Source organism: Rhizobium redzepovicii (assembly GCF_019793435.1).
Lineage (GTDB): Bacteria > Pseudomonadota > Alphaproteobacteria > Rhizobiales > Rhizobiaceae > Rhizobium > Rhizobium redzepovicii.
Genome location: NZ_JAILYH010000005.1, coordinates 275,361 through 296,645 on the forward strand (window position 1 = coordinate 275,361; position 21,285 = coordinate 296,645).

The 21,285-nt window shown below is 60.0% G+C and carries 17 protein-coding genes; 5 read left to right on the forward strand and 12 right to left on the reverse strand.

Features of this window, described 5'->3' with window-relative positions; all coding sequences use genetic code 11:
* Positions 1-111 precede the first annotated feature (111 nt).
* Positions 112-1,500 (reverse strand): RsmB/NOP family class I SAM-dependent RNA methyltransferase, encoded by a 1,389-nt coding sequence (locus K6N12_RS10285; RefSeq protein WP_097625077.1) that lies wholly within the window; start codon positions 1,498-1,500, stop codon positions 112-114.
* A complete protein-coding gene (gene htpX / locus K6N12_RS10290; RefSeq protein ID WP_097625078.1) occupies positions 1,491-2,453 on the reverse strand; it encodes a zinc metalloprotease HtpX in 963 nt (320 codons plus the stop codon). The genes K6N12_RS10285 and htpX overlap by 10 nt, the downstream gene beginning before the upstream one ends.
* A 108-nt stretch (positions 2,454-2,561) precedes the next feature.
* On the opposite strand from htpX, the gene K6N12_RS10295 reads away from it, so the two are divergent.
* Positions 2,562-2,783: a DUF1674 domain-containing protein gene (locus tag K6N12_RS10295; RefSeq protein WP_097625079.1), complete on the forward strand. Its 222-nt coding sequence runs from the start codon at positions 2,562-2,564 to the stop codon at positions 2,781-2,783.
* A 190-nt stretch (positions 2,784-2,973) separates the two neighbouring features.
* Here K6N12_RS10295 and acs read toward each other — a convergent pair whose 3' ends face one another.
* A complete protein-coding gene (acs, locus tag K6N12_RS10300; RefSeq protein WP_097625080.1) occupies positions 2,974-4,929 on the reverse strand; it encodes an acetate--CoA ligase in 1,956 nt (651 codons plus the stop codon).
* 229 nt (positions 4,930-5,158) lie between these two features.
* On the opposite strand from acs, the gene K6N12_RS10305 reads away from it, so the two are divergent.
* Entirely contained in the window at positions 5,159-5,866 is a 708-nt protein-coding gene (locus tag K6N12_RS10305; RefSeq protein ID WP_003589549.1) for a DUF1013 domain-containing protein, read from the forward strand.
* Positions 5,867-5,931: 65 nt separating this feature from the next.
* On the opposite strand, the gene K6N12_RS10310 is transcribed toward K6N12_RS10305, so the two are convergent.
* The 3 genes from K6N12_RS10310 to K6N12_RS10320 all read right to left on the reverse strand — a co-directional run bounded on the left by K6N12_RS10310 (position 5,932) and on the right by K6N12_RS10320 (position 9,776).
* Positions 5,932-6,867, reverse strand: coding sequence for a flagellin N-terminal helical domain-containing protein (locus K6N12_RS10310; RefSeq protein WP_097625081.1), 936 nt, complete (start codon positions 6,865-6,867; stop codon positions 5,932-5,934).
* 256 nt (positions 6,868-7,123) lie between these two features.
* Positions 7,124-9,034, reverse strand: a complete 1,911-nt coding sequence (locus K6N12_RS10315; protein ID WP_131710934.1) for a propionyl-CoA synthetase — start codon at positions 9,032-9,034, stop codon at positions 7,124-7,126.
* Positions 9,035-9,116: 82 nt separating this feature from the next.
* Complete coding sequence (locus K6N12_RS10320) at positions 9,117-9,776, reverse strand: YggS family pyridoxal phosphate-dependent enzyme (protein ID WP_097625083.1); 660 nt, start codon at positions 9,774-9,776, stop codon at positions 9,117-9,119.
* 200 nt (positions 9,777-9,976) lie between these two features.
* Here K6N12_RS10320 and leuS point away from each other — a divergent pair, with 200 nt between their 5' ends.
* Genes leuS through holA form a run of 3 tightly spaced genes read left to right on the forward strand, consistent with a single transcriptional unit; the run spans position 9,977 to position 14,169 of the window.
* Complete coding sequence (leuS, locus tag K6N12_RS10325) at positions 9,977-12,607, forward strand: leucine--tRNA ligase (protein ID WP_097625084.1); 2,631 nt, start codon at positions 9,977-9,979, stop codon at positions 12,605-12,607.
* Positions 12,597-13,118, forward strand: a complete 522-nt coding sequence (gene lptE, locus K6N12_RS10330) for an LPS assembly lipoprotein LptE (RefSeq protein WP_097625085.1) — start codon at positions 12,597-12,599, stop codon at positions 13,116-13,118. The genes leuS and lptE overlap by 11 nt, the downstream gene beginning before the upstream one ends.
* Positions 13,119-13,128: 10 nt before the next feature.
* A complete protein-coding gene (gene holA, locus K6N12_RS10335) occupies positions 13,129-14,169 on the forward strand; it encodes a DNA polymerase III subunit delta (RefSeq protein ID WP_097625086.1) in 1,041 nt (346 codons plus the stop codon).
* A 60-nt stretch (positions 14,170-14,229) separates the two neighbouring features.
* Here holA and K6N12_RS10340 read toward each other — a convergent pair whose 3' ends face one another.
* The 6 genes from K6N12_RS10340 to rho form a co-directional block, all read right to left on the reverse strand.
* Positions 14,230-15,111 (reverse strand): ParB/RepB/Spo0J family partition protein, encoded by an 882-nt coding sequence (locus K6N12_RS10340; protein WP_003589542.1) that lies wholly within the window; start codon positions 15,109-15,111, stop codon positions 14,230-14,232.
* Positions 15,112-15,138: 27 nt separating this feature from the next.
* On the reverse strand, positions 15,139-15,933 hold the full coding sequence (locus K6N12_RS10345) for a ParA family protein (RefSeq protein ID WP_097625088.1): 795 nt from the start codon (positions 15,931-15,933) through the stop codon (positions 15,139-15,141).
* Positions 15,934-15,952: 19 nt separating this feature from the next.
* The gene (gene rsmG, locus K6N12_RS10350) at positions 15,953-16,570 is read right to left on the reverse strand and encodes a 16S rRNA (guanine(527)-N(7))-methyltransferase RsmG (protein WP_097625089.1); all 618 of its coding nucleotides are present in this window, start codon (positions 16,568-16,570) and stop codon (positions 15,953-15,955) included.
* A gap of 22 nt (positions 16,571-16,592) precedes the next feature.
* Complete coding sequence (gene mnmG, locus K6N12_RS10355; protein WP_097625090.1) at positions 16,593-18,470, reverse strand: tRNA uridine-5-carboxymethylaminomethyl(34) synthesis enzyme MnmG; 1,878 nt, start codon at positions 18,468-18,470, stop codon at positions 16,593-16,595.
* Between the two features lie 67 nt (positions 18,471-18,537).
* Positions 18,538-19,857, reverse strand: coding sequence for a tRNA uridine-5-carboxymethylaminomethyl(34) synthesis GTPase MnmE (mnmE, locus tag K6N12_RS10360; RefSeq protein ID WP_097625091.1), 1,320 nt, complete (start codon positions 19,855-19,857; stop codon positions 18,538-18,540).
* A 101-nt stretch (positions 19,858-19,958) separates the two neighbouring features.
* Positions 19,959-21,224: a transcription termination factor Rho gene (rho, locus tag K6N12_RS10365; protein ID WP_003589536.1), complete on the reverse strand. Its 1,266-nt coding sequence runs from the start codon at positions 21,222-21,224 to the stop codon at positions 19,959-19,961.
* Between the last annotated feature and the right edge of the window lie 61 nt (positions 21,225-21,285).

Genomic DNA, 21,285 nt, shown 5'->3' on the forward strand with positions numbered 1-21,285 from the left:
AATTCGTAACAATGTTCGAATATACGCAAATTAACGTGTTTCGCCCGCGGTCAGGCGCGATGTAAAGCGTCTTGCGTGGGCAGACGTGGCACGACGCGCGTGAGCCCGCAATCAGGCCACGCGCCGCAGCATGGCGGCATAAAAGCCGTCGAGACCGGAGGCGATGCCATCGGGCATTTTTAGCATGGTCGGAAGCGTGCGGAATTCGCCGAGCGGCGTGATCGCCGCTTCAAGGCCGGGCCAGTCGCCGGCATCGATGCGAGCGCGCTCGATCTCATCCGTGTCGGCAAGAACGCGGGCAACGACCTCCTCGCCTTCGGCGGGATCCAGCGAACAATTCGAAAAAACCAGAGTGCCACCCGGCTTCAGCAATGTCAGCGCATGACGCAGCAGCCGCTCCTGCAGCGCCGCCAGCCTGCCGATATCCTCGGGTCCCTTTGTCCACAACACATCGGGGTGCCGGCGTGTTGTGCCAGTGGAAGAGCAGGGCGCATCGAGCAGGATTGCATCGAAACGCTCGGCCGGTTCGAATGTCGTCAGGTCCGCCGCGATCGTCTCTGCTTTAAGGCTGAGCCGGTCGAGATTCGACCGCAGCCGTCTCAGCCGGCTTTCCGACTGGTCAAGCGCAGTGACCGCACCGCCGGCAAGAATGAGCTGCGCCGTCTTGCCGCCGGGCGCGGCGCAGAGATCGGCGGCGCGCTTGCCCGAGAGATCGCCGAACAGTCTGGCCGGAATGCTTGCGGCCGCATCCTGCACCCACCACGCGCCCTCATCGAAGCCTTCAAGCGACGGGATGCCGCCATCGAAAGCCGCGAGCCGCACACCGCCGGTCGGCAGTGCAACGCCGTTCAGCCGCTTTGCCCAGCCTTCGGCATCCGACTTGACGGTCAGGTCGATTGCGGCCGGTTGGAGCTGGGATTCCGAAATCGCCAGCGCCGCGTCCCGGCCATAGGCTTTTTCCAGCTTGGCGATGAACCAGGCCGGCATCGGCGCGACCTTGCCGATTTCGGCGAGCACCTCATCTTTCTCGCGGCCGAGCCGGCGAAGAACGGCATTGACCAGCTTGGCAAAACGCCGGTTGCGCGGATCCTGATTGGCCTGCTCGACGGCAAGATCGACGGCCGAATGGTCGGGCACATCGAGATAGAGGATCTGTGCGGCGCCGATCGAAAGCACATGCTGCAGCGCCCGTGCCCCCTCCGGCAGCGGCGATTCCAGCAGCGAACCTATGGCGGCATCGATACGCGGCAGATGGCGCAGCGTCGTGTTCAGGATGGCGCGGACAAGCGCCCGGTCGCTTTCGCCAAGCGCCCGATAGGCCGGATTGCCGTGTTCATGATCGAGGGCACCGTCGAGCGGCAGTTTGCGATCGATGACGGCGCCGAGAATTTTTGCCGCCGCGGCCCGTGCCTGCAGGCCAGGTTTTACAGGCGCGGATCGCTCGGCGGAGGGCCTATGCTTGCGGAATGGTTTCTTCGTGCCGTCTGAATTCAAGACCATGGACCTTTTGGCGGTTGCGAACCACCGCGACCAAGACCCGTATCCGGAACAGAGCGCGATTTGCGCGACGGAGTAGCAGCCCGAACCGGCGGCGTCGAGACGTTCATGCCGCCCTGCGCCATGTCCTGCAGCGCAGCGATGCGGTTTTCCGTGTTCGGATGCGTGGAAAACAGATTGTCCATGCGCTCGCCGGAGAGCGGATTGATGATGAACATATGCGCGGTCGCCGGGTTGCGCTCGGCATCCTCATTCGGCACGTGAGCGGCGCCGCGCGCGATCTTGCCGAGGGCGGAAGCAAGCCAGAGCGGATTGCCGCAGATCTCGGCGCCGCGGCGGTCGGCCGAATATTCGCGCGTCCGGCTGATTGCCATCTGCACCAGCATGGCCGCAAGCGGCGCCACGATCATCGCGACGAGGACGCCGACGAATCCGAGGGGATTGTTGTTGTTTTCCCGGTTGCCGCCAAAGAAGAAGGCGAAGTTGCCGAGCATCGAGATCGCCCCGGCAAGCGTTGCCGTGATCGTCATCGTCAGCGTGTCGCGGTTCTGAATATGGGCGAGCTCATGCGCCATCACACCGGCGACCTCCTCTGGAGACAATGCTTGGAGCAGGCCGGTCGAGGCGGCGACGGCGGCGTTCTCGGGATTGCGGCCGGTGGCAAAGGCATTCGGCTGCGGGCTGTCATAGAGATAGACCTTCGGCATCGGCAGGCCGGCATTGCGGGCGAGATTGCGCACGATCGCAAAGAACTCCGGTGCGTTGCGCTCATCGACTTGCTGGGCGCGATAGGCCGAAAGCACCATGCGGTCGGAATTCCAATAGGAGAAGAAATTCATGCCGGCGGCAATGACGAAAGCAATCATCATGCCGGCGCGACCGCCGATCAGAAAGCCGACAAACATGAAAAGCGCCGTCATGAAGGCAAGCAACATGGCAGTGCGGACGAGGTTCATTGCGGATCTCCATCCGATTTCGCCGGCGCAAGCTTTCAATCGCGGCACCGGCACATTATGATTTGGTTATTAACCAGCCATTTTCAATATTTTCGGGCAGGAGATGCCATGCAGGACGCCGATAACGACAATAGCCAAACGCCGACTGCCGAGGCATCGCAGCCGCGCAAGATGCTGTCCCCGGCTGCCAAACGTGCGCTTGCCGAAGCCGAGGAGCGGCGAAAGAACCAGAAGCCGCTGGAGCTGCCACCGGAAACCGGCGGCCGCGGCGGCGCCGAGCCGGCCCGCTTCGGCGATTACGAGATCAATGGCCGGGCGATCGATTTTTAGGTTTTCTCGTCTCGGTCGGGAACTGACACGCGAGGTGCTGGACGGAATGGTCGATCGTTGCCAAAGAATCCGGCTAACGTCACCTCGCGGGCAATCTTCTCTTACAGCAATATGAGGAGCCGCCGGCCACGCCTCCAAATGTAGGAAGTGAGCCGCCCCAGAACCCGATAGGCTGGAGCGGCTCGCTATATCAGGCCGTCGCCTTGTTTTGCCGGTTGGCGATCAGATCGTCGACGACGGCCGGATCGGCGAGCGTCGAGGTATCGCCAAGCGCGCCGAAATCGTCTTCGGCGATCTTGCGCAGGATCCGGCGCATGATCTTGCCGGAACGGGTCTTCGGCAGGCCGGGCGCAAACTGGATCTTGTCGGGTGCGGCGATCGGGCCGATTTCGGCACGCACATGTTTCACCAGTTCCTGGCGGAGCGTGTCCGTTCCTTCGTGACCGGCCATCAGCGTCACATAGCAATAGATGCCCTGGCCCTTGATCGGGTGGGGGTAACCGACGACCGCGGCTTCCGAAACCAGATTGTGCGAGACGAGTGCGGATTCCACCTCCGCGGTGCCGAGCCGGTGGCCGGAGACGTTGAGCACGTCGTCGACACGGCCAGTGATCCAGTAATAGTCGTCCGCATCGCGCCGGCAGCCGTCGCCGGTGAAATACTTCCCCTTGTAGGTGGAGAAATACGTCTGGATGAAACGGTCGTGATCGCCATAGACCGTGCGCATCTGGCCCGGCCAGCTGTCGGTGATGCAGAGATTGCCGTCGGCGGCCCCTTCCAGCACCTTGCCTTCATTGTCGACCAGCTGCGGCTTGATGCCAAAGAACGGCACTGTCGCAGAACCGGGTTTCAGATCGATGGCGCCGGGCAGCGGCGTGATCATATGGCCGCCGGTTTCGGTCTGCCACCAGGTATCGATCACCGGGCAGCGCTTGTCGCCAACGACATTGTAATACCACTCCCAGGCTTCCGGATTGATCGGTTCACCCACAGTGCCGAGCAGGCGCAGCGATGAGCGCGAGGAGCGCGTGACGAAATCGTCGCCGGCCCCCATCAGCGAGCGGATCGCTGTCGGCGCGGTGTAGAAGATGTTGACCTTGTGTTTGTCGATGACTTCCCAGAAGCGGCCCTGATCGGGGAAATTCGGAACACCCTCGAACATCAGCGTCGTTGCGCAGTTGGCGAGCGGCCCGTAGACGATATAGGAGTGGCCGGTGACCCAGCCGACATCGGCGGTGCACCAATAGACGTCGCCGTCATGATAGTCGAAGACATATTCATGCGTCATCGCCGCATACACGAGATAACCGCCGGTCGTGTGCAGCACGCCCTTCGGTTTGCCGGTCGAGCCTGACGTATAAAGAATGAAGAGCGGGTCTTCCGCCTTCATCTTCACCGGCGGGCATTCCGGCTTCACCGTGGCGATTTCCTGGTGATGCCAGAGATCGCGGCCCGGCGCCCAGCCGGTCTTGCCGCCGGTGCGGCGCACCACCAGCACCTTGCTGACATGCACATGTTGGCGGGCGGCGATATGGATCGCCGTATCGGTATTGTCCTTCAGCGGCACCGGCTTGCCGCCGCGCAGACCTTCGTCGCAGGTGATGACGAAGGTGGATTCACAATCGACGATACGCCCGGCGAGCGCCTCGGGCGAAAAGCCGCCGAAGACCACCGAATGCACCGCGCCGATGCGGGCGCAGGCGAGCATCGCGTAAGCCGCTTCCGGGATCATCGGCATATAGATGGTAACGCGATCGCCCTTCTTGACGCCATGCTTCTTCAACACGTTCGCCATCCGGCAGACATGTTCGTAGAGCTCGTTATAGGTGACCTTCTTGTCGATATAGGGATTGTCGCCCTCCCAGATGATCGCTACCTGGTCGCCGTTGGTCTTGAGATGCCGGTCGATGCAATTATAGGAGACGTTGGTCTGCCCGTCTTCGAACCACTTGATCGAAACCTTGCCGGTAAAGGACGTGTTCTTGACCTTGGTATAGGGCTTGAACCAGTCGATCCGTTTGCCGTGTTTGCCCCAGAACTTGTCCGGGTTCTCGACGCTTTCCTCGTACCATTTCAGGTACTTTTCCTTATCGATCAGGGCGCGCGCCTTCACCGGCTTCGTGACCGGATAGATCTTCTCCGACATGCAACTCCTCCTCATGGGACATGCGACGGGCTGCCTGAGTTTAGGGCCCGGATTTCAAAACACGGCAATTCATAGCAGCTCGCATCGTGGCGGCAATTAGACAAAGGTCATTTCATTCCGGAAGAATTGCAATTCTGCGACAGTGCGGTTATATAGCGCCATATTTCCCGGACATTGTGGTGACAATCCACGGACCGCGACCGGCGCGGACGATAGAAGGACTATATCCATGGCTCAAACACTGCTCATGCCGAAGGCGACCGCCATCTGGCTTGTCGACAACACGGCACTGTCTTTCGATCAGATCGCGCAGTTCTGCAAACTGCATCCGCTCGAAGTCAAGGCGATCGCCGATGGCGAAGCCGCGCAGGGCATCAAGGGCCTCGACCCGATCTCGACCGGACAGCTCTCCCGCGACGAGATCGCCCGCGCCGAAGCCAATCCGAACCACAAGCTGAAGCTTTCCGAACCGAAGGTGCGGGTGCCGGAATCCAAGCGCCGCGGCCCGCGTTATACGCCGGTTTCCAAGCGTCAGGACCGTCCGAACGCCATTCTCTGGCTCGTTCGCAACCATCCGGAGCTGAAGGACGCGCAGATTTCCCGCCTCGTCGGCACGACGAAATCCACCATCGAGCAGATCCGCGAGCGCACCCACTGGAACTCCGCCAACCTGGCGCCGATGGATCCGGTAACGCTCGGCCTTTGCAGCCAGATCGATCTCGACATGGAAGTGGAAAAGGCTTCCAAGGGCCGTCCGTTGCCGACCGCCGCCGAGCTTGGCGCGACGCTCCAATCGGCCCAGGAAACCGAGCGCCTGACCCCGAGCTACGAGCGCGAGGAGGAAAAGGAAAAGGAAATCGATGCCGACGCCGTCTTCCGCAAGCTGAGTTCGTTGCGCTCGGCGCCGAAGGACGAGGACGACGACGATCAGTACTGAGAGATCGACGATCTGATAAAAAACCCCGCCGGTATGAGCTGACCGGCGGGGTTTTTTGTTGCGGATTAGCTGCGGAACAGGGTGAGGATGTTCTGCGCCGAGCTGTTGGCGATCGACAGCGACTGGACGGCGAGCTGCTGCTGCGTCTGCAACGCCGACAGCTTGCTCGATTCCTCTTCCATATCGGCATCGACCAGGCGGCCAATGCCGGAGTCGATCGAATCATGAAGACCGCTGACGAAATTTTCCTGCAGCTGGATACGGGTCGAGATTGAGCCGAGAGCCGAGCCGGCGGCCGTCATGGCACCCAAAACCAGTTCGACGCCGGTCAGGGCTGAATCGAGCTGGCCCTGGGTGAAACCGGTAATATCGAGATCATAGATCGACGCCATGACGATGAAGGTGCCGCCATAGGTTCCGTTGAAGGCCGTGCCGATGATCCCGCTTGATGTCTCGATCGCACCGGTGCTCGTCATGCCGAAGAGCACATTTCCAAGCGATCCCGAATCGAGCACATAGTCCGTCGTCTTGACCGAGACGGCATTGCTGCCATCACGCACGAAGGAGGAAACCACGCTCTTCGTGCCGTCGGCGCCGGCGACCCAGTTTTCACCGGAGAAAGACGCCGATTGGGCGATGCTGAGCAGCTGTTCCTGCAACTGATCGAGCTCCTGCTGGATCTTCGTCTTGTCGACGCCCTTTTCCGTGGCGGCAACGATCTTCGCCTTGATTTCACTGACGATGTCGAGCGCGCTGTCCATGGCCGAATAGGCGGTGTCGACCTTGGCCGCGCCAAGTCCGAGCGCGTCGGAGACGGCCGAAAGCGCCTTGTTGTCAGAACGCATGGTCGTAGCAATCGACCAGTAGGCAGCATTGTCGGCTGCCTTCTCGACACGATAACCCGAGGAAACGCGACCCTGGGTGTCCTTGAGGCTGTCGTTTACGCCGCGCAAAGTCTGCAGCGCTGCCATGGCAGCGTTGTTGGTAAGGATGCTTGTCATGATCCGTTCCACAATCTTTGGAGAAAGGGCATTCCGGACTACAGCGCCGCGCGTCTTTCAGACGCGCAAAGGACGCTGTAGCACTTCAACTGCTGCATAATTTTGCCCTTAGATCGATTCCGATTTAAGGAATTATGCAGTAGGCCGGTAACGGCGACCGCGTCATGCAAAGCCTGCTATACAAGCCATTGCCGTTAACAAACCCTTGCATCACATGGTTAACAATTCCTCAATTGGGCTTAAGGAATGTGTAATTTCACATCGGCAGAGAGCCCAAACCACGCCGGCGCAGCGCCTCGGCAATTTCCTCCAAAATCGTTGGATCATCAATAGTTGCGGGCATTTTCCAAGGTATGCCGTCGGCGATTTTCTGCATCGTGCCGCGAAGGATCTTGCCGGAGCGCGTCTTCGGCAATCGGTTAACGGTGATGGCCATCTTGAAGGCGGCGACAGGCCCGATCTGATCGCGAATCATCGCCACCACCTCTGATTCGATCGCCGTCACCTCGCGCAAAACATTCCGTTTCAGCACCAGGAATCCACATGGCACCTGACCCTTCAACCTGTCGATCACGCCGATGACCGCGCATTCGGCGACATCGGGATGACGCGCGCAGACTTCCTCCATCGCCCCGGTGGAAAGCCGATGACCGGCGCAATTGATGATGTCGTCGGTGCGCGACATGATGAAGAGATAACCGTCCTCGTCGATATAGCCGGCATCGGCCGTCTTGTAGGTGCCGGGAAACTCGTCGAGATAAGCCGACCGGAAACGGTCGTCCGCATTCCAGAGGGTCGGCAGGCAGCCCGGCGGCAAGGGAAGCCGTATGACGATATTGCCGAGCGTTCCCGCCTCGATCGGATGGCCGGCATCGTCGAGCACGGCGATATCATAGCCGGGCATTGGCAGCGCCGGCGAACCGTGCTTGACGGGAAGGGCGCCGAGGCCGAGCGGATTGGCGGCAATCGGCCAGCCGGTCTCCGTCTGCCACCAGTGATCGATGACCGGGATGGCGAGCATGCGCTCCGCCCATTTCAGCGTCTCCGGGTCCGCCCTCTCACCGGCGAGAAACAGCGCCCGCAGATCCGGCATGGGATACCGCCGCATCAGTTCCCCGTCGCCATCCTCCCGGCGGATCGCGCGGAACGCCGTCGGCGCGGTGAAGAGCACCCGCACGTTATATTCCGATACAACGCGCCAGAACGCGCCGGCATCCGGGGTGCCGACCGGTTTTCCCTCGAAGATCAGGGTGGTGACGCCCGAGATCAGTGGGGCATAGACGATGTAGGAGTGCCCGACGACCCAGCCGATATCCGAAGCCGTCCAGAAGACCTCACCCGGCTTCAAGCCGTAGATATTCCGCATCGACCAGTTGAGCGCGACCAAATGACCGCCATTGTCGCGCACGACGCCCTTCGGCTGGCCGGTGGTGCCGGAGGTGTAGAGGATATAGAGCGGGTCGGTTGCCTTGACTGGAACACAGGCGATCTCGGCTCCGCGATGCTGCGCCACCGCCGCCTCGAAATCCTGATCGCGGCCGCTGACGAGATCCGCCCGGAGTTCCGGCCGCTGCAGCACCAGACAGCGCTCCGGCTTCGAGCGCGCCAGCATGAGCGCCTGGTCGACAAGGGGCTTATAGGCGACGATGCGGCCGGGCTCGAGCCCGCAGCTCGCGGTGATCACCAGCTTCGCGCCGCAATCATCGATGCGGGCAGCGAGCTCGCTGGCGGCAAAACCACCGAAGACGACGGAGTGAACCGCACCGATGCGGGCGCAGGCGAGCATCGAAAACACCGCCTGCGGGACCATCGGCATATAGAGGATGACGCGATCGCCTCCGGCGATCCCGAGGTCAAGCAGCGTCGCGGCGATGGCCTTCACTTCGTCAAGGACTTCGTCGTAAGTGAAACGGCGCTTCTCGCCGGTCATCGCACTGTCGAAGATAACCGCCGTCTCGCCACCGCGCCCGGCAGTCACATGACGGTCGAGGCAATTGTGGCAGGTATTGGTTTCAGCTCCTGAGAACCAGCGGCCATAGACGCCTTCATCGGGCGAAAATACCCGCGCCGGCGGTTTGAACCAGTCGATATCGGCGGCGGCTTCGCGCCAGAAGGCTTCGGGATCCCGTTTCCAGGCAGTATAAGCCTGATGATAGCCGTTCTGCATCTGCTCCTCCCCAGGATATGCAAGCCTCGATCTCAATCTAGGCGGCAGTGGGGGGAACGGGAAGCCCGACCAAAGCAGAGTATCAGCGGGCGCCGAAAATTGCCGATCCCACGCGCACGCTGGTGGCGCCGAAGGCAATCGCTGTCTCGTAATCGCCCGACATGCCCATCGACAGTTTTTCGACGCCGCATTTGAATGCGAGTTTTGCCAGCAGGGCGAAGTGCGGTCCGGGATTTTCCTCCGCCGGCGGAATACACATCAGACCCTCGATGGAAAGGCCGAGTTCTTCGCGGCAAAGGGCGACGAAGGACGCGACCTCTTCGGGAGCAATGCCGGCCTTCTGCGGCTCGAGCCCGGTATTGACCTGGACATAGAGCCGCGGCCTCTTGTCTTGCCGCTTCATCTCCTCGGCAAGCGCGCGGGCGATCTTTTCCCGGTCCACCGTCTCGATGACATCGAAAAGCGCCACCGCATCCGCCGCCTTGTTCGACTGCAGCGGTCCGATCAGGTGCAGCACGATATCCGGCCGCTCGGCCTTCAGCGCCGGCCACTTGCCCTGGCTCTCCTGCACCCGGTTCTCCCCGAAGACGCGCTGCCCGGCGTCGATAGCCGGGCGGATCGCCTCCGCCTCGAAGGTCTTCGACACCGCGACGAGCTGAACGGAACCCGCAGGGCGGGCTGCCTGGCGTTCACCAGCCGCAATCCGCGACCGCACGTCGTTCAAGCGCTCTTGAAGTTCCATCGTTCTGCCTCGACATACCAGCATGAAAGGATCGGCAATGAACTAACCAGCCATTCTGTGCTTGCCAAGACCCGCTCTCGCGAAATCGCCCGGCCAGGACGAAGATCGGCCGCTTGTACCGCCTGCAAAACTTGACGCTACCGTGGTTTCATGGTGAAGGTCTCGACCAACCTCCCCTGATTTTCCGGAATTCGAATACCATGGCCACCGAACGTTATAATCCGCGCGATGCCGAGCCCCGCTGGCAGCAGAAATGGAACGAAGACAAGGTCTTCGAGACCGACAATTCAGATCCGCGCGAAAAATATTACGTCCTCGAAATGTTCCCCTATCCGTCGGGGCGCATCCATATGGGCCATGTCCGCAATTACGCCATGGGCGATGTCGTCGCCCGCTACAAGCGCGCCCGCGGTTACAACGTGCTGCATCCGATGGGCTGGGACGCTTTTGGCATGCCGGCGGAGAACGCCGCCATGGAGCGCGGCGTGCACCCGGCGTCCTGGACCTACCAGAATATCGGCTCGATGAAGGCGCAGTTGAAGGCCATGGGGCTTTCGCTGGACTGGAGCCGCGAATTCGCCACCTGCGACGTCGAGTATTACCAGCACCAGCAGCATCTCTTCCTGGATTTCCTGGAGAAGGGCCTGGTCTACCGCAAGCAGTCGAAGGTCAACTGGGATCCGGTCGACAATACCGTGCTCGCCAACGAGCAGGTGATCGACGGCCGCGGCTGGCGGTCCGGCGCGCTGGTCGAACAGCGCGAACTCACGCAATGGTTCTTCAAAATCACCGATTTCAGCCAGGATCTGCTCGACGCGCTGGATACGCTCGACCAGTGGCCGGAAAAAGTGCGCCTGATGCAGAAGAACTGGATCGGCCGCTCGGAAGGCCTGACGATCCGCTGGGAGATCGTGGCGGAAACGGCACCCGCCGGGGAGACCGAGATCACCGTCTATACGACCCGGCCGGACACGCTGTTCGGCGCCTCCTTCCTGGCGATTGCCGCCGATCATCCACTGGCAAAGGATGCCGCCGCAAGGAATGCCGATATCGAGGCCTTCTGCGAGGAGTGCCGCCGCGCCGGCACCTCGCTCGCCGCCCTCGAGACCGCCGAGAAGAAGGGCATGGATACCGGCATCCGCGTCCGCCATCCGCTCGATCCATCCTGGGAGCTGCCCGTCTACGTCGCCAATTTCGTGCTGATGGATTACGGCACCGGCGCGATCTTCGGCTGCCCCTCGGGCGACCAGCGCGACCTTGATTTTGCCAGGAAATATGGCCTTTCGGTTGTGGCCGTCGTCATGCCGAGGGATGGCGATGCGGCGAGCTTTTCCGTCGGCGACACGGCCTACGACGGCGATGGCGTGATGATCAATTCGCGCTTCCTTGATGGCAAGACGACGGAAGAAGCCTTCAATATCGTGGCCGACCGGCTGTCGGCCGCTTCGCTCGGCAATGCGCCGCAGGGTGAGCGCAAGGTCAATTTCCGTCTGCGCGACTGGGGCATTTCCCGGCAGCGTTATTGGGGCTGCCCGATCCCTGTCATCCATTGCGATGATTGCGGCGTCGTGCCGGTGCCGAAGAAGGACCTGCCGGTCAAGCTGCCCGACGACGTCACCTTCGACCAGCCGGGCAATCCGCTCGACCGTCATCCGAACTGGCGGCACGTCTCCTGCCCAACCTGCGGCAAGGATGCCCGCCGCGAGACGGATACGATGGATACGTTCGTCGATTCGAGCTGGTACTTCACCCGCTTCACCGCCCCATGGGAGGGAAAGCCAACCGATCCTGAGGCGGCTAACCGTTGGCTGCCGGTCGACCAATATATCGGCGGCATCGAGCATGCGATCCTGCACTTGCTCTATTCCCGCTTCTTCACCCGCGCCATGCGCGAAACCGGCCATGTCGGCGTCACGGAGCCCTTCAAGGGCCTGTTCACGCAAGGCATGGTGGTGCATGAAACCTATAGCCGCGGTGCCGGCGGCAGCCGCGAGTGGGTAGCGCCGGCCGACATCCGCATTGAGGAGATCGACGGCAAACGCCGCGCCCTTCTGCTGACGACCGGTGAGGAAATTGCCATCGGCTCGATCGAGAAGATGTCGAAATCGAAGAAGAACGTTGTCGATCCCGACGATATCATCGCCTCCTATGGCGCTGATACCGCCCGTTTCTTCGTTCTGTCCGACTCTCCGCCGGAGCGCGATGTCATCTGGTCCGAAGCCGGCGTCGAAGGCGCCCATCGTTTCACCCAGCGCCTGTGGCGGCTGATTTCCGAAGCCGCGGCTGCGCTTTCCGCCGTCGCGCCTGCGCCGGCAACCGAGGGGGAAGCACTGTCGATCTCGCAGGCCGCCCACAGGACCCTGAAGGCTGTCGAGAACGATTATGACAAGCTCTGGTTCAACAAGGCCGTTGCCCGTATCTATGAACTGGTGAACGCGCTGGCGGCGCCGATGACGAGGGTTGCGGCGGGCGAGGGCGATACCACCTATCGGGCGGCAGTGCGAAATGCCGCAGAGATCCTGATCCAACTCGTCGCCCCGATGACGCCGCATCTGGCTGAGGAATGCTGGATGGCACTCGGCAATGAAGGGCTGCTTGCCCGGACCGGCTGGCCGCAATACGACGAAACGCTCGTCATCGAAAATGATGTCGTCCTGCCGGTCCAGATCAACGGCAAGAAACGCGCTGAATTGACAATTTCTCGCGACGCAGATCAGAATGCCGTCACCAACGCCGTGCTGGATCTGGATGCGGTGAAGAACGCGTTGAACGGACAGGCACCGAAGAAGATCATCGTGGTTCCCCAAAGGATTGTGAACATTGTCGTCTGATATCGCTTGCAAGCTGGCTCGCAACGCCGGCATCGCCATGATCCTTGCCTCCGCGGCTTTTCTCTCTGCCTGCCAGGTCCGGCCGCTTTATTCGGAAAATTCCGGTCTCATCGAAAAGCTTGCCGCGGTCGGCTTTTCCCCGGCAGGCAGCCGGATCGAGCAGCAGGTCCGCAATCATCTGATCTTCATGGCGTCGCGTGGTGCCGGCGAACCTGAAAAACCGGATTATCAGGTCGACTTGCACGTCACTTCATCCGTGGCCGATACGCTGCTTACAGATTCAGCCGATACGTCGCGTGCCGGTCGCGTCACCGTCAGCGTTACCTACACGCTGCGCGCGGCAACCGACAACCATGTCATCAAGGCCGGCAGCCGCTCGACCACGGCACTGGTGGATTTCCCTGACCAGGAGTTCGCCAAGCAGCGGGCAATCCGCGATGCCCAGAACCGCGCGGCGGACCAGGTGGCGGAATTCGTCGGGGCCGATATCGCCGCTGCGCTCAGCCGCTGAGGGCGGGGATGTGGCGGAGATCAAATCCCACGAATTCGAAACCTTCCTGCAGAAATCGGCGCGGAACTATCGGATCTTCGTCATTTATGGGCCCGACCGCGGTCTGGTGTCCGAACGGGCCGCTCAGCTGGCCGGTAAGACCGGTGTGGCCCTTGATGATCCCTTCTCGCTGACCAAACTCGATATCGGCGACCTGCAGAAGGATCCCGGACGGTTGGTCGACGAGGCCCAATCTATCGGATTGTTCGGTGGTGAGAAGTTGATCTGGATCCGCGGCGCCGCCAATGAGAAATATCTTGTCGACCCCTTGGCGCTGCTGGCCGAAAAGCCACTCGAAGCCACCCGTCTGATCGTCGAAGCCGGCGATTTGAAGAAGGGTTCGCTGCTGCGCAAGACGGCTGAGAGCGCGCGATCGATCATGACGATCCCGTCTTATGCCGATGACAGTCGCGCCCTGAACACTCTGATCGATGCCGAATTGAATGCGGAAAAGCTCGGCATCACGCCGGCCGCCCGCCAGGCGCTGATTGCCTTGATCGGCGGCGACCGCATCGCTTCACGCAACGAGGTGCGCAAGCTCGCGCTCTATTGCCGTGGTTTCCCGACGGTCGAAGAACATCACGTTACCGAAATAATCGGCGACGCCAGTGCGATCTCCGTTGACGATGCCGTCGACGCCATTTTAAGTGGCGATCTCAACGGTTTTCTGCACGCAATGCAGAAGATCAGCAGCTCTAAAACCGCGATCTTTCTTGTGTTGCAAGCATGCCTCAAGCAGTTTCAGCTTCTCGATACAATGCGGGCCGAAATGGAAGAAAAACGCCTGCAGGCGCCTCAGATCATGCAGACGATGGGCCGCCATTTGCATTTCCGCCGCAAGCCGATTATCGAACAGGCGCTGCGCCAGTGGACCGCGGAAGCCATCGCGCGTGAATCCAATCGTCTGCAGGCCGCCATTCTGCAAAGCCGCCGGCGACAGGTGCTGGAAGATAGCGTTGCGATGCAGACGCTTTTGTCCACGACCCTTCAATCCGGCCGCAAATCCGCCTGACCAAACCTCGTCAATACATGTCGTTATCCCGGAACTGGTGCGCAGTTCCGGCAACTTGCATCAACGCCTTTCGAGCAAACGGCAGATTTCTTCGAGCTGCTCCAGTGACTTGTACGAAATTTTGATCTGGCCACCGCTCGTCTTGTGATTGATCGCAACATCGAGACCGAGTGCATCGGACAGCGTCCGCTCCAAGGCCAGCGTGTCTGAATCCTTCTGATCTCGCCGCGAGGCGGCCAGCTGCGGCTCGGATTGAGCTTTGATATTGTTTTGCGCCAGCTTTTCTGCATCGCGCACCGACATGCCTTTGGCAACGATGGTGCGAGCAAGACCCGCTGGATCCGGCGTCGAAACCAGTGCGCGCGCATGCCCGGCCGACAAGCTGCCAGCGGCCAACAGATCACGAACCGGATCGGGCAGTTTCAGCAGCCGCAGCGAGTTTGCAACATGGCTGCGGCTCTTGCCGATGATTTCGCCGAGGTCGTTTTGCGTATAACCATATTCCGCGATCAGCTGCTCGTAACCCAGGGCCTCTTCGAGTGGATTGAGATCGGCGCGCTGTACGTTCTCGACAATGGCGATCTCCAGCGCCGTCTTGTCATCCACGTCCCGGACAATAACAGGGATCTCGATCAGCCCAGCCAGTTGGGCGGCGCGCCAGCGTCGCTCGCCGGCGATGATCTCGTATCGGTCGCGGTCCATCGTCCGCACGACGATCGGCTGCACGATACCGTGCTGTCGAATGGAGCTGGCGAGATCGTGCAGTTCGGTATCATCGAAGAAACGACGGGGATTGCGCGGATTGCGGCTGACGAACTCGATCGGGATCATTCTATCAGCACTGATCGTCCGCTCGGCTTCCACCGGAACAGGCTGATCCATTTCACCAATCAGCGCCGCAAGGCCGCGGCCCAATCGCCTTTTCGATACATCGTCATTCATGATCCAAACTCACCCCTGCAATAATAACTATGCTGCCAGCCTCTGGCGCTCGCGTTGAATGACCTCCGACGCAAGCTGCAGATAGGCCTGGCTGCCGGCGCATTTCAAATCATAGAGAATGGCCGGTTTGCCGTAGGAGGGCGCCTCGGAGACCCGAACGTTGCGCGGAATTAACGTGTGGTAAACCTTTTCGCCAAGATGTGTGCGCACATCGTTGACCACTTGCTGGGCAAGATTGTTGCGCGCATCGAACATCGTCAAGACGATTCCCTGAATATCCAGGCGCGGGTTAACCGTCCGGCGAACTTGGCTGACGGTCTCGAGCAATTGGCTCAACCCCTCCAGGGCGAAGAATTCACACTGCAGCGGTACCAGCACCGAATGGGCCGCCGCCATCGCATTCATTGTCAGCAAGTTGAAGGAGGGTGGGCAGTCCAGGAGAATATACGAAAATGCCATGGCTTCGGGCGACGACAGCGCCTTGCGCAATTTGAACACCCGATCGCTCTGCTGCGAAATCTCCATCTCGACACCGAGCAGATCCATCGTCGAAGGAACGATGAAGAGATTGGGCACGGCGGTCTCGAGTGTCACTTCGGTGATTCCGTGCTCGCCGATCATCAGGTCGTAGGAGGATAGCTTGCGATCTCGACGGTCGATGCCGAGGCCAGTGCTGGCATTTCCCTGCGGATCGAGATCGACGATCAGGACACGCTCGCCAATAGCAGCGAGCGCCGTTGCCAGATTGATAGCGGTAGTCGTTTTGCCAACGCCACCCTTTTGATTTGCGATGGTGATAATCCGATGTCGTTCGCCAGCCATTGCCGCAATATCCGATCTGTTAAACCAAGCGCCGGAGATTCGATATTTCCAGAATGACAGATTCCTGCTCGACGGCGCTACTATGTTCTAACAGATCGAATTCCCACCGACCACGTGCTTTGTCGATTTCCCTCAGGTAATCCCGGCCTTTATGAAAAAAGCCGCGGCAATCTTTTTGGCCCAGCATCCAGTGAGCGGAATATCCGAGCAGTCCGTCAAGGTCGGCGAGCGCCCGGGCCGAAATCGCCCCGCATCTACCGATCTCTGCATGGGCATCTTCGATCCGGGTGCTGTGCACGCTCCCGCGAGCATTTGTTTCCCGCAACGCCGTCCGGAGAAAGGCGGCCTTCTTATGATTGCTCTCGACCAGATGTACCCATCCGTCCTGCAGCTCGGCCAGAAAGATCGCCGTAATGACACCGGGAAAACCGCCGCCGCTTCCGAGGTCGGCCCAGATAACCGGCTTGGGATGGATTTGAAACACTTGGCTGCTGTCGGCGATGTGCCGGTTCCAGAGATCGTCGAGTGTCGACGGCGCCACCAGGTTGATGGTTTTTGCCCACTTCTGAAAGAGCGCCGCGAAGTGTTGAAGCCGTTCCTGTGTTTCACGTGAAACACGTAAGCCGTTTAATTCCATTCTCACTCTCAATATATTGTATCTAGGCGCTATATCGCTCGGAAGTGTTGCGTCGACGCAGGTGCACGAGCAATAGTGCGATGGCCGCAGGCGTCATTCCTTCCACGACTGCGGCCTGGGCAATATTGAAAGGCCGCGCAGCGCCGAGCTTTGCCTTAAGCTCGTTCGAAAGCCCGGAAAGCGCCGCATAGTCGAAATCAGCCGGGATATACCGTTCCTCGTCGCGCTGCTGATCGGCAATCGCCGCGGCCTGCCGATCGAGATAAACTGAATAGCCCGCTTCGATTTCCAATGCCTCCGTGACTTTCTCGGAAATCGTTCCAAGCTCATCAGGCCACACTTTTCGCAGGACATCGAAATCATAGTTCGGATAGGAGAGCAAGTCATAGGCCGTTCGGCGCTGGCCGTCGAGATTGATGTTCAAACCGACGCGGCGCGCCTCGTTCGGCGTCACGGTCAATGACTGCAGCAGCACCCGTCCCGCTTCGATCTCTGTCTGATATCGTGTGAATCGCCGTTTTCGTTCACCGCTCACACATCCAAGCTGTATCGCCAACGGCGTCAGGCGCATATCGGCATTGTCAGCCCTGAGCGTCAGCCGATATTCCGCACGCGACGTAAACATTCGATACGGTTCCGTAACGCCGCGGGACGTCAAGTCATCAATCATCACCCCAATATAGGAATTCGTGCGGCTGAAATGAAACGGATCCGAATCGCTGCTTCGCAACGCAGCATTCAGCCCCGCGGCCAAACCCTGGGCGGCCGCCTCCTCGTAACCCGTGGTGCCATTGATTTGACCCGCGAGAAACAGACCTCTCAGCCGTTTGACCTCAAGCGAGCGCGTCAGCTCCCTCGGATCGACATGATCATATTCGATCGCGTAACCTGGCTGAATAATTCTCGCCCTCTCGAGACCGGGAATCGTCTTGATGAATTCAGCTTGGACCTCTGCTGGCAGAGATGTTGAGATCCCATTCGGATAGACAGTATCATCGTCCAAACCTTCAGGCTCAAGAAAGACCTGATGTCCGTCCCGCTCTCCGAACTTGACCAGCTTGTCTTCGATCGACGGACAATAGCGCGGACCCACGCCTTCGATCTGGCCGGAATACATGGCCGACCGCATGATGTTGTCAACGATGATGCGATGTGTCGCCTCGGTCGTCCGGGTGACCCCACATTTGATCTGCGGAGTGGTAATCGCATCGGTCATCAGCGAGAAGGGGGTAAGCTCCTCGTCGGCCCCCTGGCGACCAACGGCCTGCCAGTCGATGGTCTTTCCATCCAGTCGCGCCGGTGTCCCGGTCTTCAGCCGTCCCAGCCGCAATCCAAGCCTGGCCAGGGTAGCCGACAGCCCGATCGACGGTGCTTCGCCCACGCGGCCAGCCGGCGTCTTTTCTGAACCGATATGAATGAGGCCGCGAAGAAAGGTCCCGGTCGTCAGAACAACGGCCGCCGCTCCAAGCATGCGACCATCCTGCATGATCACCCCGGCCACGCGGCCATCGACGACCTTCAGATCAAAGGCGTCACCTTCGACGATATCCAAACCGGCAGTGGCTTCGATCGCCGCCAACATCGCCAGACGATAAAGTTTTCGATCGGCCTGGGTCCGCGGTCCGCGTACGGCCGCGCCTTTTTTCTTGTTCAGCATCCTGAACTGGATACCGGCGACATCGGCGACGCGCCCCATGAGCCCGTCCATCGCGTCGATCTCGCGAACCAAATGGCCCTTGCCGAGCCCGCCGATTGCCGGATTGCAGGACATCACCCCGATCGTATCGCGTCTATGTGTCACCAAAGCGGTTTTGGCGCCAAGGCGCGCGGCCGCACTGGAAGCTTCCGACCCCGCATGGCCACCACCGATCACAATGACATCATAGACATTATCGGTCATACGATACTCCAAATCTACCCGTCGTTTCAGGTGAAGCCGCGGCATAAACCCCGGTGTTTCACGTGAATCACTTGCCGATACAAAACTCTGAGAAGATCACGCCGAGCAGCTGCTCGACATCCACTCTCCCGGTGATTCTGCCCAAATAGTCCGCAGCAATGCGAAGCTGCTCGGTCCGCAGCTCCAGATTGACATCTGTCGCCGAAATGGCGTTCTCAAGTGCCGCCAAACATTTCGCTAGCGAATCCTTATGCCGCTGGCGGCTTGGGATTGCCATGGACAGGCCGGTAAACCGCGTGCCGACGCTGTTGCCGATCACCTGCCGCAATTCCGACAAGCCGTCACCTGTTGTCGTCGATATCTGCAGGTCGTAATGACCCGAGATCACATCCACAAGATCCTTCTTCGTGCCGACAGTAACATGTGGCGCAGCCTGGTCCAAGTCGTCAGGGAGCAGGGGGTTCGTCATGTCGACCAGCAGCAAGACGAGATCGGCATCTCGCAGCGCGACACGGGCGCGCCGCACGCCCTCCTTCTCGACCCGGTCATCCGCCTCGCGAAGACCCGCCGTGTCATAGAGCTTGATCAGGTAACCATCAATATCCAGATCGACCTGAAGGACATCGCGGGTGGTTCCGGCGATATCCGTGACAATCGCCACCTCGCGTCGCGCGAGAGCGTTCAGCAGGCTGGATTTCCCCGCATTCGGTGCCCCGGCGATGACCACCTTGAAGCCGTCCCGGATAATCTCTCCCGCCGACGCTACCGACAGGTGCTGCCCGATATCATCGCGCAGCCGTTCCATGTCAGCCCAGACCATGTCGGATACCGAGCCTGGAACATCATCCTCATCGGGAAAATCAAGTTCCGCCTCGATCAGCGCGCGTGCACGCGTTAATCGTTCCGCCCACGAATCGTAAATCAAGGAAAGACCGCCAGCACTCTGTTCGACCGCAAGGCGCCGCTGCATCTCGGTTTCTGCGCCGATAAGATCGGCCAGGCCCTCAACCTCGACGAGATCAAGCTTGCCGTTTTCAAAAGCGCGGCGGGAGAACTCGCCCTCAACCGCCATTCGAACGCCCGGGATTTCATTAAGGGTCTCAAACAATGCCGCCAGCACAGCTTTGCTGCCGTGCAGCTGCAGTTCGGCGACATCTTCGCCGGTAAACGAGCGTGGCCCAGGGAAAAACAGTACGAGGCCGCTGTCGATCTGGCGGTTGTTACGAGTCCGAATCGTTCGACGCGCTGCATATCGGGCTGCCGGAACCGATCCGACGAGCGTAGCCAATATGTCCTTGGTCAACGGGCCGCTGATTCGAACGACCGACACACCTGAGGGTGTGGCACCGCTCGATAGCGCATAGATCGTGTCATACAGCATGGCCATATCGCCTGTTTCGGTTCGACCCCGAATCGATCCTGCCAAACAGAAAAGCTGGCGACATCGTCGGATGCCTCCAGCTTCTATAGGATGAATCCGGCTAAGGATTATGTATTCATCGAATCGAAGAAGTCGGAATTGTTCTTCGTCTGCTTCAGTTTGTCGATCAGGAATTCGATCGCATCGGTCGTGCCCATCGGCGCCAGAATGCGACGGAGGACAAAGATCTTCTGCAGATCCTGCCGCGGAACAAGCAGATCTTCCTTACGCGTGCCGGACTTCAGGATATCCATCGCCGGGAAGATACGCTTGTCGGCAACCTTGCGATCGAGGACGATTTCCGAGTTGCCGGTACCCTTGAACTCTTCGAAGATGACTTCATCCATACGGCTGCCGGTATCGATCAGCGCCGTGGCGATGATCGTCAGAGAACCGCCTTCCTCGATGTTGCGGGCCGCACCGAAGAAACGCTTCGGCCGCTGCAAGGCATTGGCATCGACACCACCGGTTAGAACCTTGCCTGAGGAGGGAACGACCGTGTTGTAGGCACGGCCGAGACGGGTGATCGAATCGAGCAGGATGACGACGTCGCGGCCGTGCTCGACAAGGCGCTTCGCCTTTTCGATGACCATCTCCGCCACCTGGACGTGACGCACCGCCGGTTCGTCGAAGGTCGAGGAGATGACCTCGCCGCGAACGGAGCGCTGCATGTCGGTCACTTCCTCGGGTCGTTCATCAATCAGAAGAACGATGAGATAGCATTCCGGATGGTTTGCCGTGATTGAATGGGCGATATTCTGCAGCAGCACGGTCTTACCGGTGCGGGGCGGCGCGACGATCAGTCCGCGCTGGCCCTTGCCGAGCGGCGCCACCAGGTCGATGACGCGCGGCGACAGATCCTTGGAAGTGGGAATCTCGAGTTCCATCTTGAAGCGCTCGTTCGGATAGAGCGGCGTCAGATTGTCGAAATGTACCTTGTGACGGATCTTTTCCGGATCGTCGAAATTGATGGTGTTGACTTTCAGCAGCGCAAAATAGCGCTCGCCTTCTTTTGGTCCGCGGATCGGTCCTTCGACCGTATCGCCTGTTTTGAGCGAGAACCGGCGAATCTGCGAGGGGGAGATATAGATGTCGTCCGGACCCGGCAGGTAGTTTGCATTGGCCGAACGCAGAAAACCGAAACCATCCTGCAGAACCTCGACGACCCCTTCGCCGATAATTTCGACATCCTGGCTGGCAAGCATTTTGAGGATCGCAAACATCAGCTCCTGCTTGCGCATCGTGCTGGCATTCTCGACCTCGAGCGATTCGGCGAAAGCCAAAAGATCCGTCGGGGATTTGCTTTTAAGTTCCTGAAGCTTCATTTCAGCCATGAAGTGACCAATACTCTTTTCAATTTTGAAGGGGAAAGGCGATGTTGGGTCGTATTCGGTA

Bases quoted from the DNA above. Each gene is read 5' to 3' on its own strand.
- acs (WP_097625080.1), bottom strand. From the start codon at position 4,929: ATGTCGGAGAAGATCTATCCGGTCACGAAGCCGGTGAAGGCGCGCGCC.
- K6N12_RS10320 (WP_097625083.1), bottom strand. From the start codon at position 9,776: ATGGAACTTCAAGAGCGCTTGAACGACGTGCGGTCGCGGATTGCGGCT.
- K6N12_RS10285 (WP_097625077.1), bottom strand. From the start codon at position 1,500: ATGGTCTTGAATTCAGACGGCACGAAGAAACCATTCCGCAAGCATAGG.
- rho (WP_003589536.1), bottom strand. From the start codon at position 21,224: ATGGCTGAAATGAAGCTTCAGGAACTTAAAAGCAAATCCCCGACGGAT.
- mnmG (WP_097625090.1), bottom strand. From the start codon at position 18,470: ATGACCGATAATGTCTATGATGTCATTGTGATCGGTGGTGGCCATGCG.
- K6N12_RS10295 (WP_097625079.1), top strand. From the start codon at position 2,562: ATGCAGGACGCCGATAACGACAATAGCCAAACGCCGACTGCCGAGGCA.
- mnmE (WP_097625091.1), bottom strand. From the start codon at position 19,857: ATGGCCATGCTGTATGACACGATCTATGCGCTATCGAGCGGTGCCACA.
- K6N12_RS10345 (WP_097625088.1), bottom strand. From the start codon at position 15,933: ATGGCTGGCGAACGACATCGGATTATCACCATCGCAAATCAAAAGGGT.
- K6N12_RS10305 (WP_003589549.1), top strand. From the start codon at position 5,159: ATGGCTCAAACACTGCTCATGCCGAAGGCGACCGCCATCTGGCTTGTC.
- K6N12_RS10310 (WP_097625081.1), bottom strand. From the start codon at position 6,867: ATGACAAGCATCCTTACCAACAACGCTGCCATGGCAGCGCTGCAGACT.
- htpX (WP_097625078.1), bottom strand. From the start codon at position 2,453: ATGAACCTCGTCCGCACTGCCATGTTGCTTGCCTTCATGACGGCGCTT.
- K6N12_RS10340 (WP_003589542.1), bottom strand. From the start codon at position 15,111: ATGAATGACGATGTATCGAAAAGGCGATTGGGCCGCGGCCTTGCGGCG.
- K6N12_RS10315 (WP_131710934.1), bottom strand. From the start codon at position 9,034: ATGCAGAACGGCTATCATCAGGCTTATACTGCCTGGAAACGGGATCCC.
- leuS (WP_097625084.1), top strand. From the start codon at position 9,977: ATGGCCACCGAACGTTATAATCCGCGCGATGCCGAGCCCCGCTGGCAG.
- rsmG (WP_097625089.1), bottom strand. From the start codon at position 16,570: ATGGAATTAAACGGCTTACGTGTTTCACGTGAAACACAGGAACGGCTT.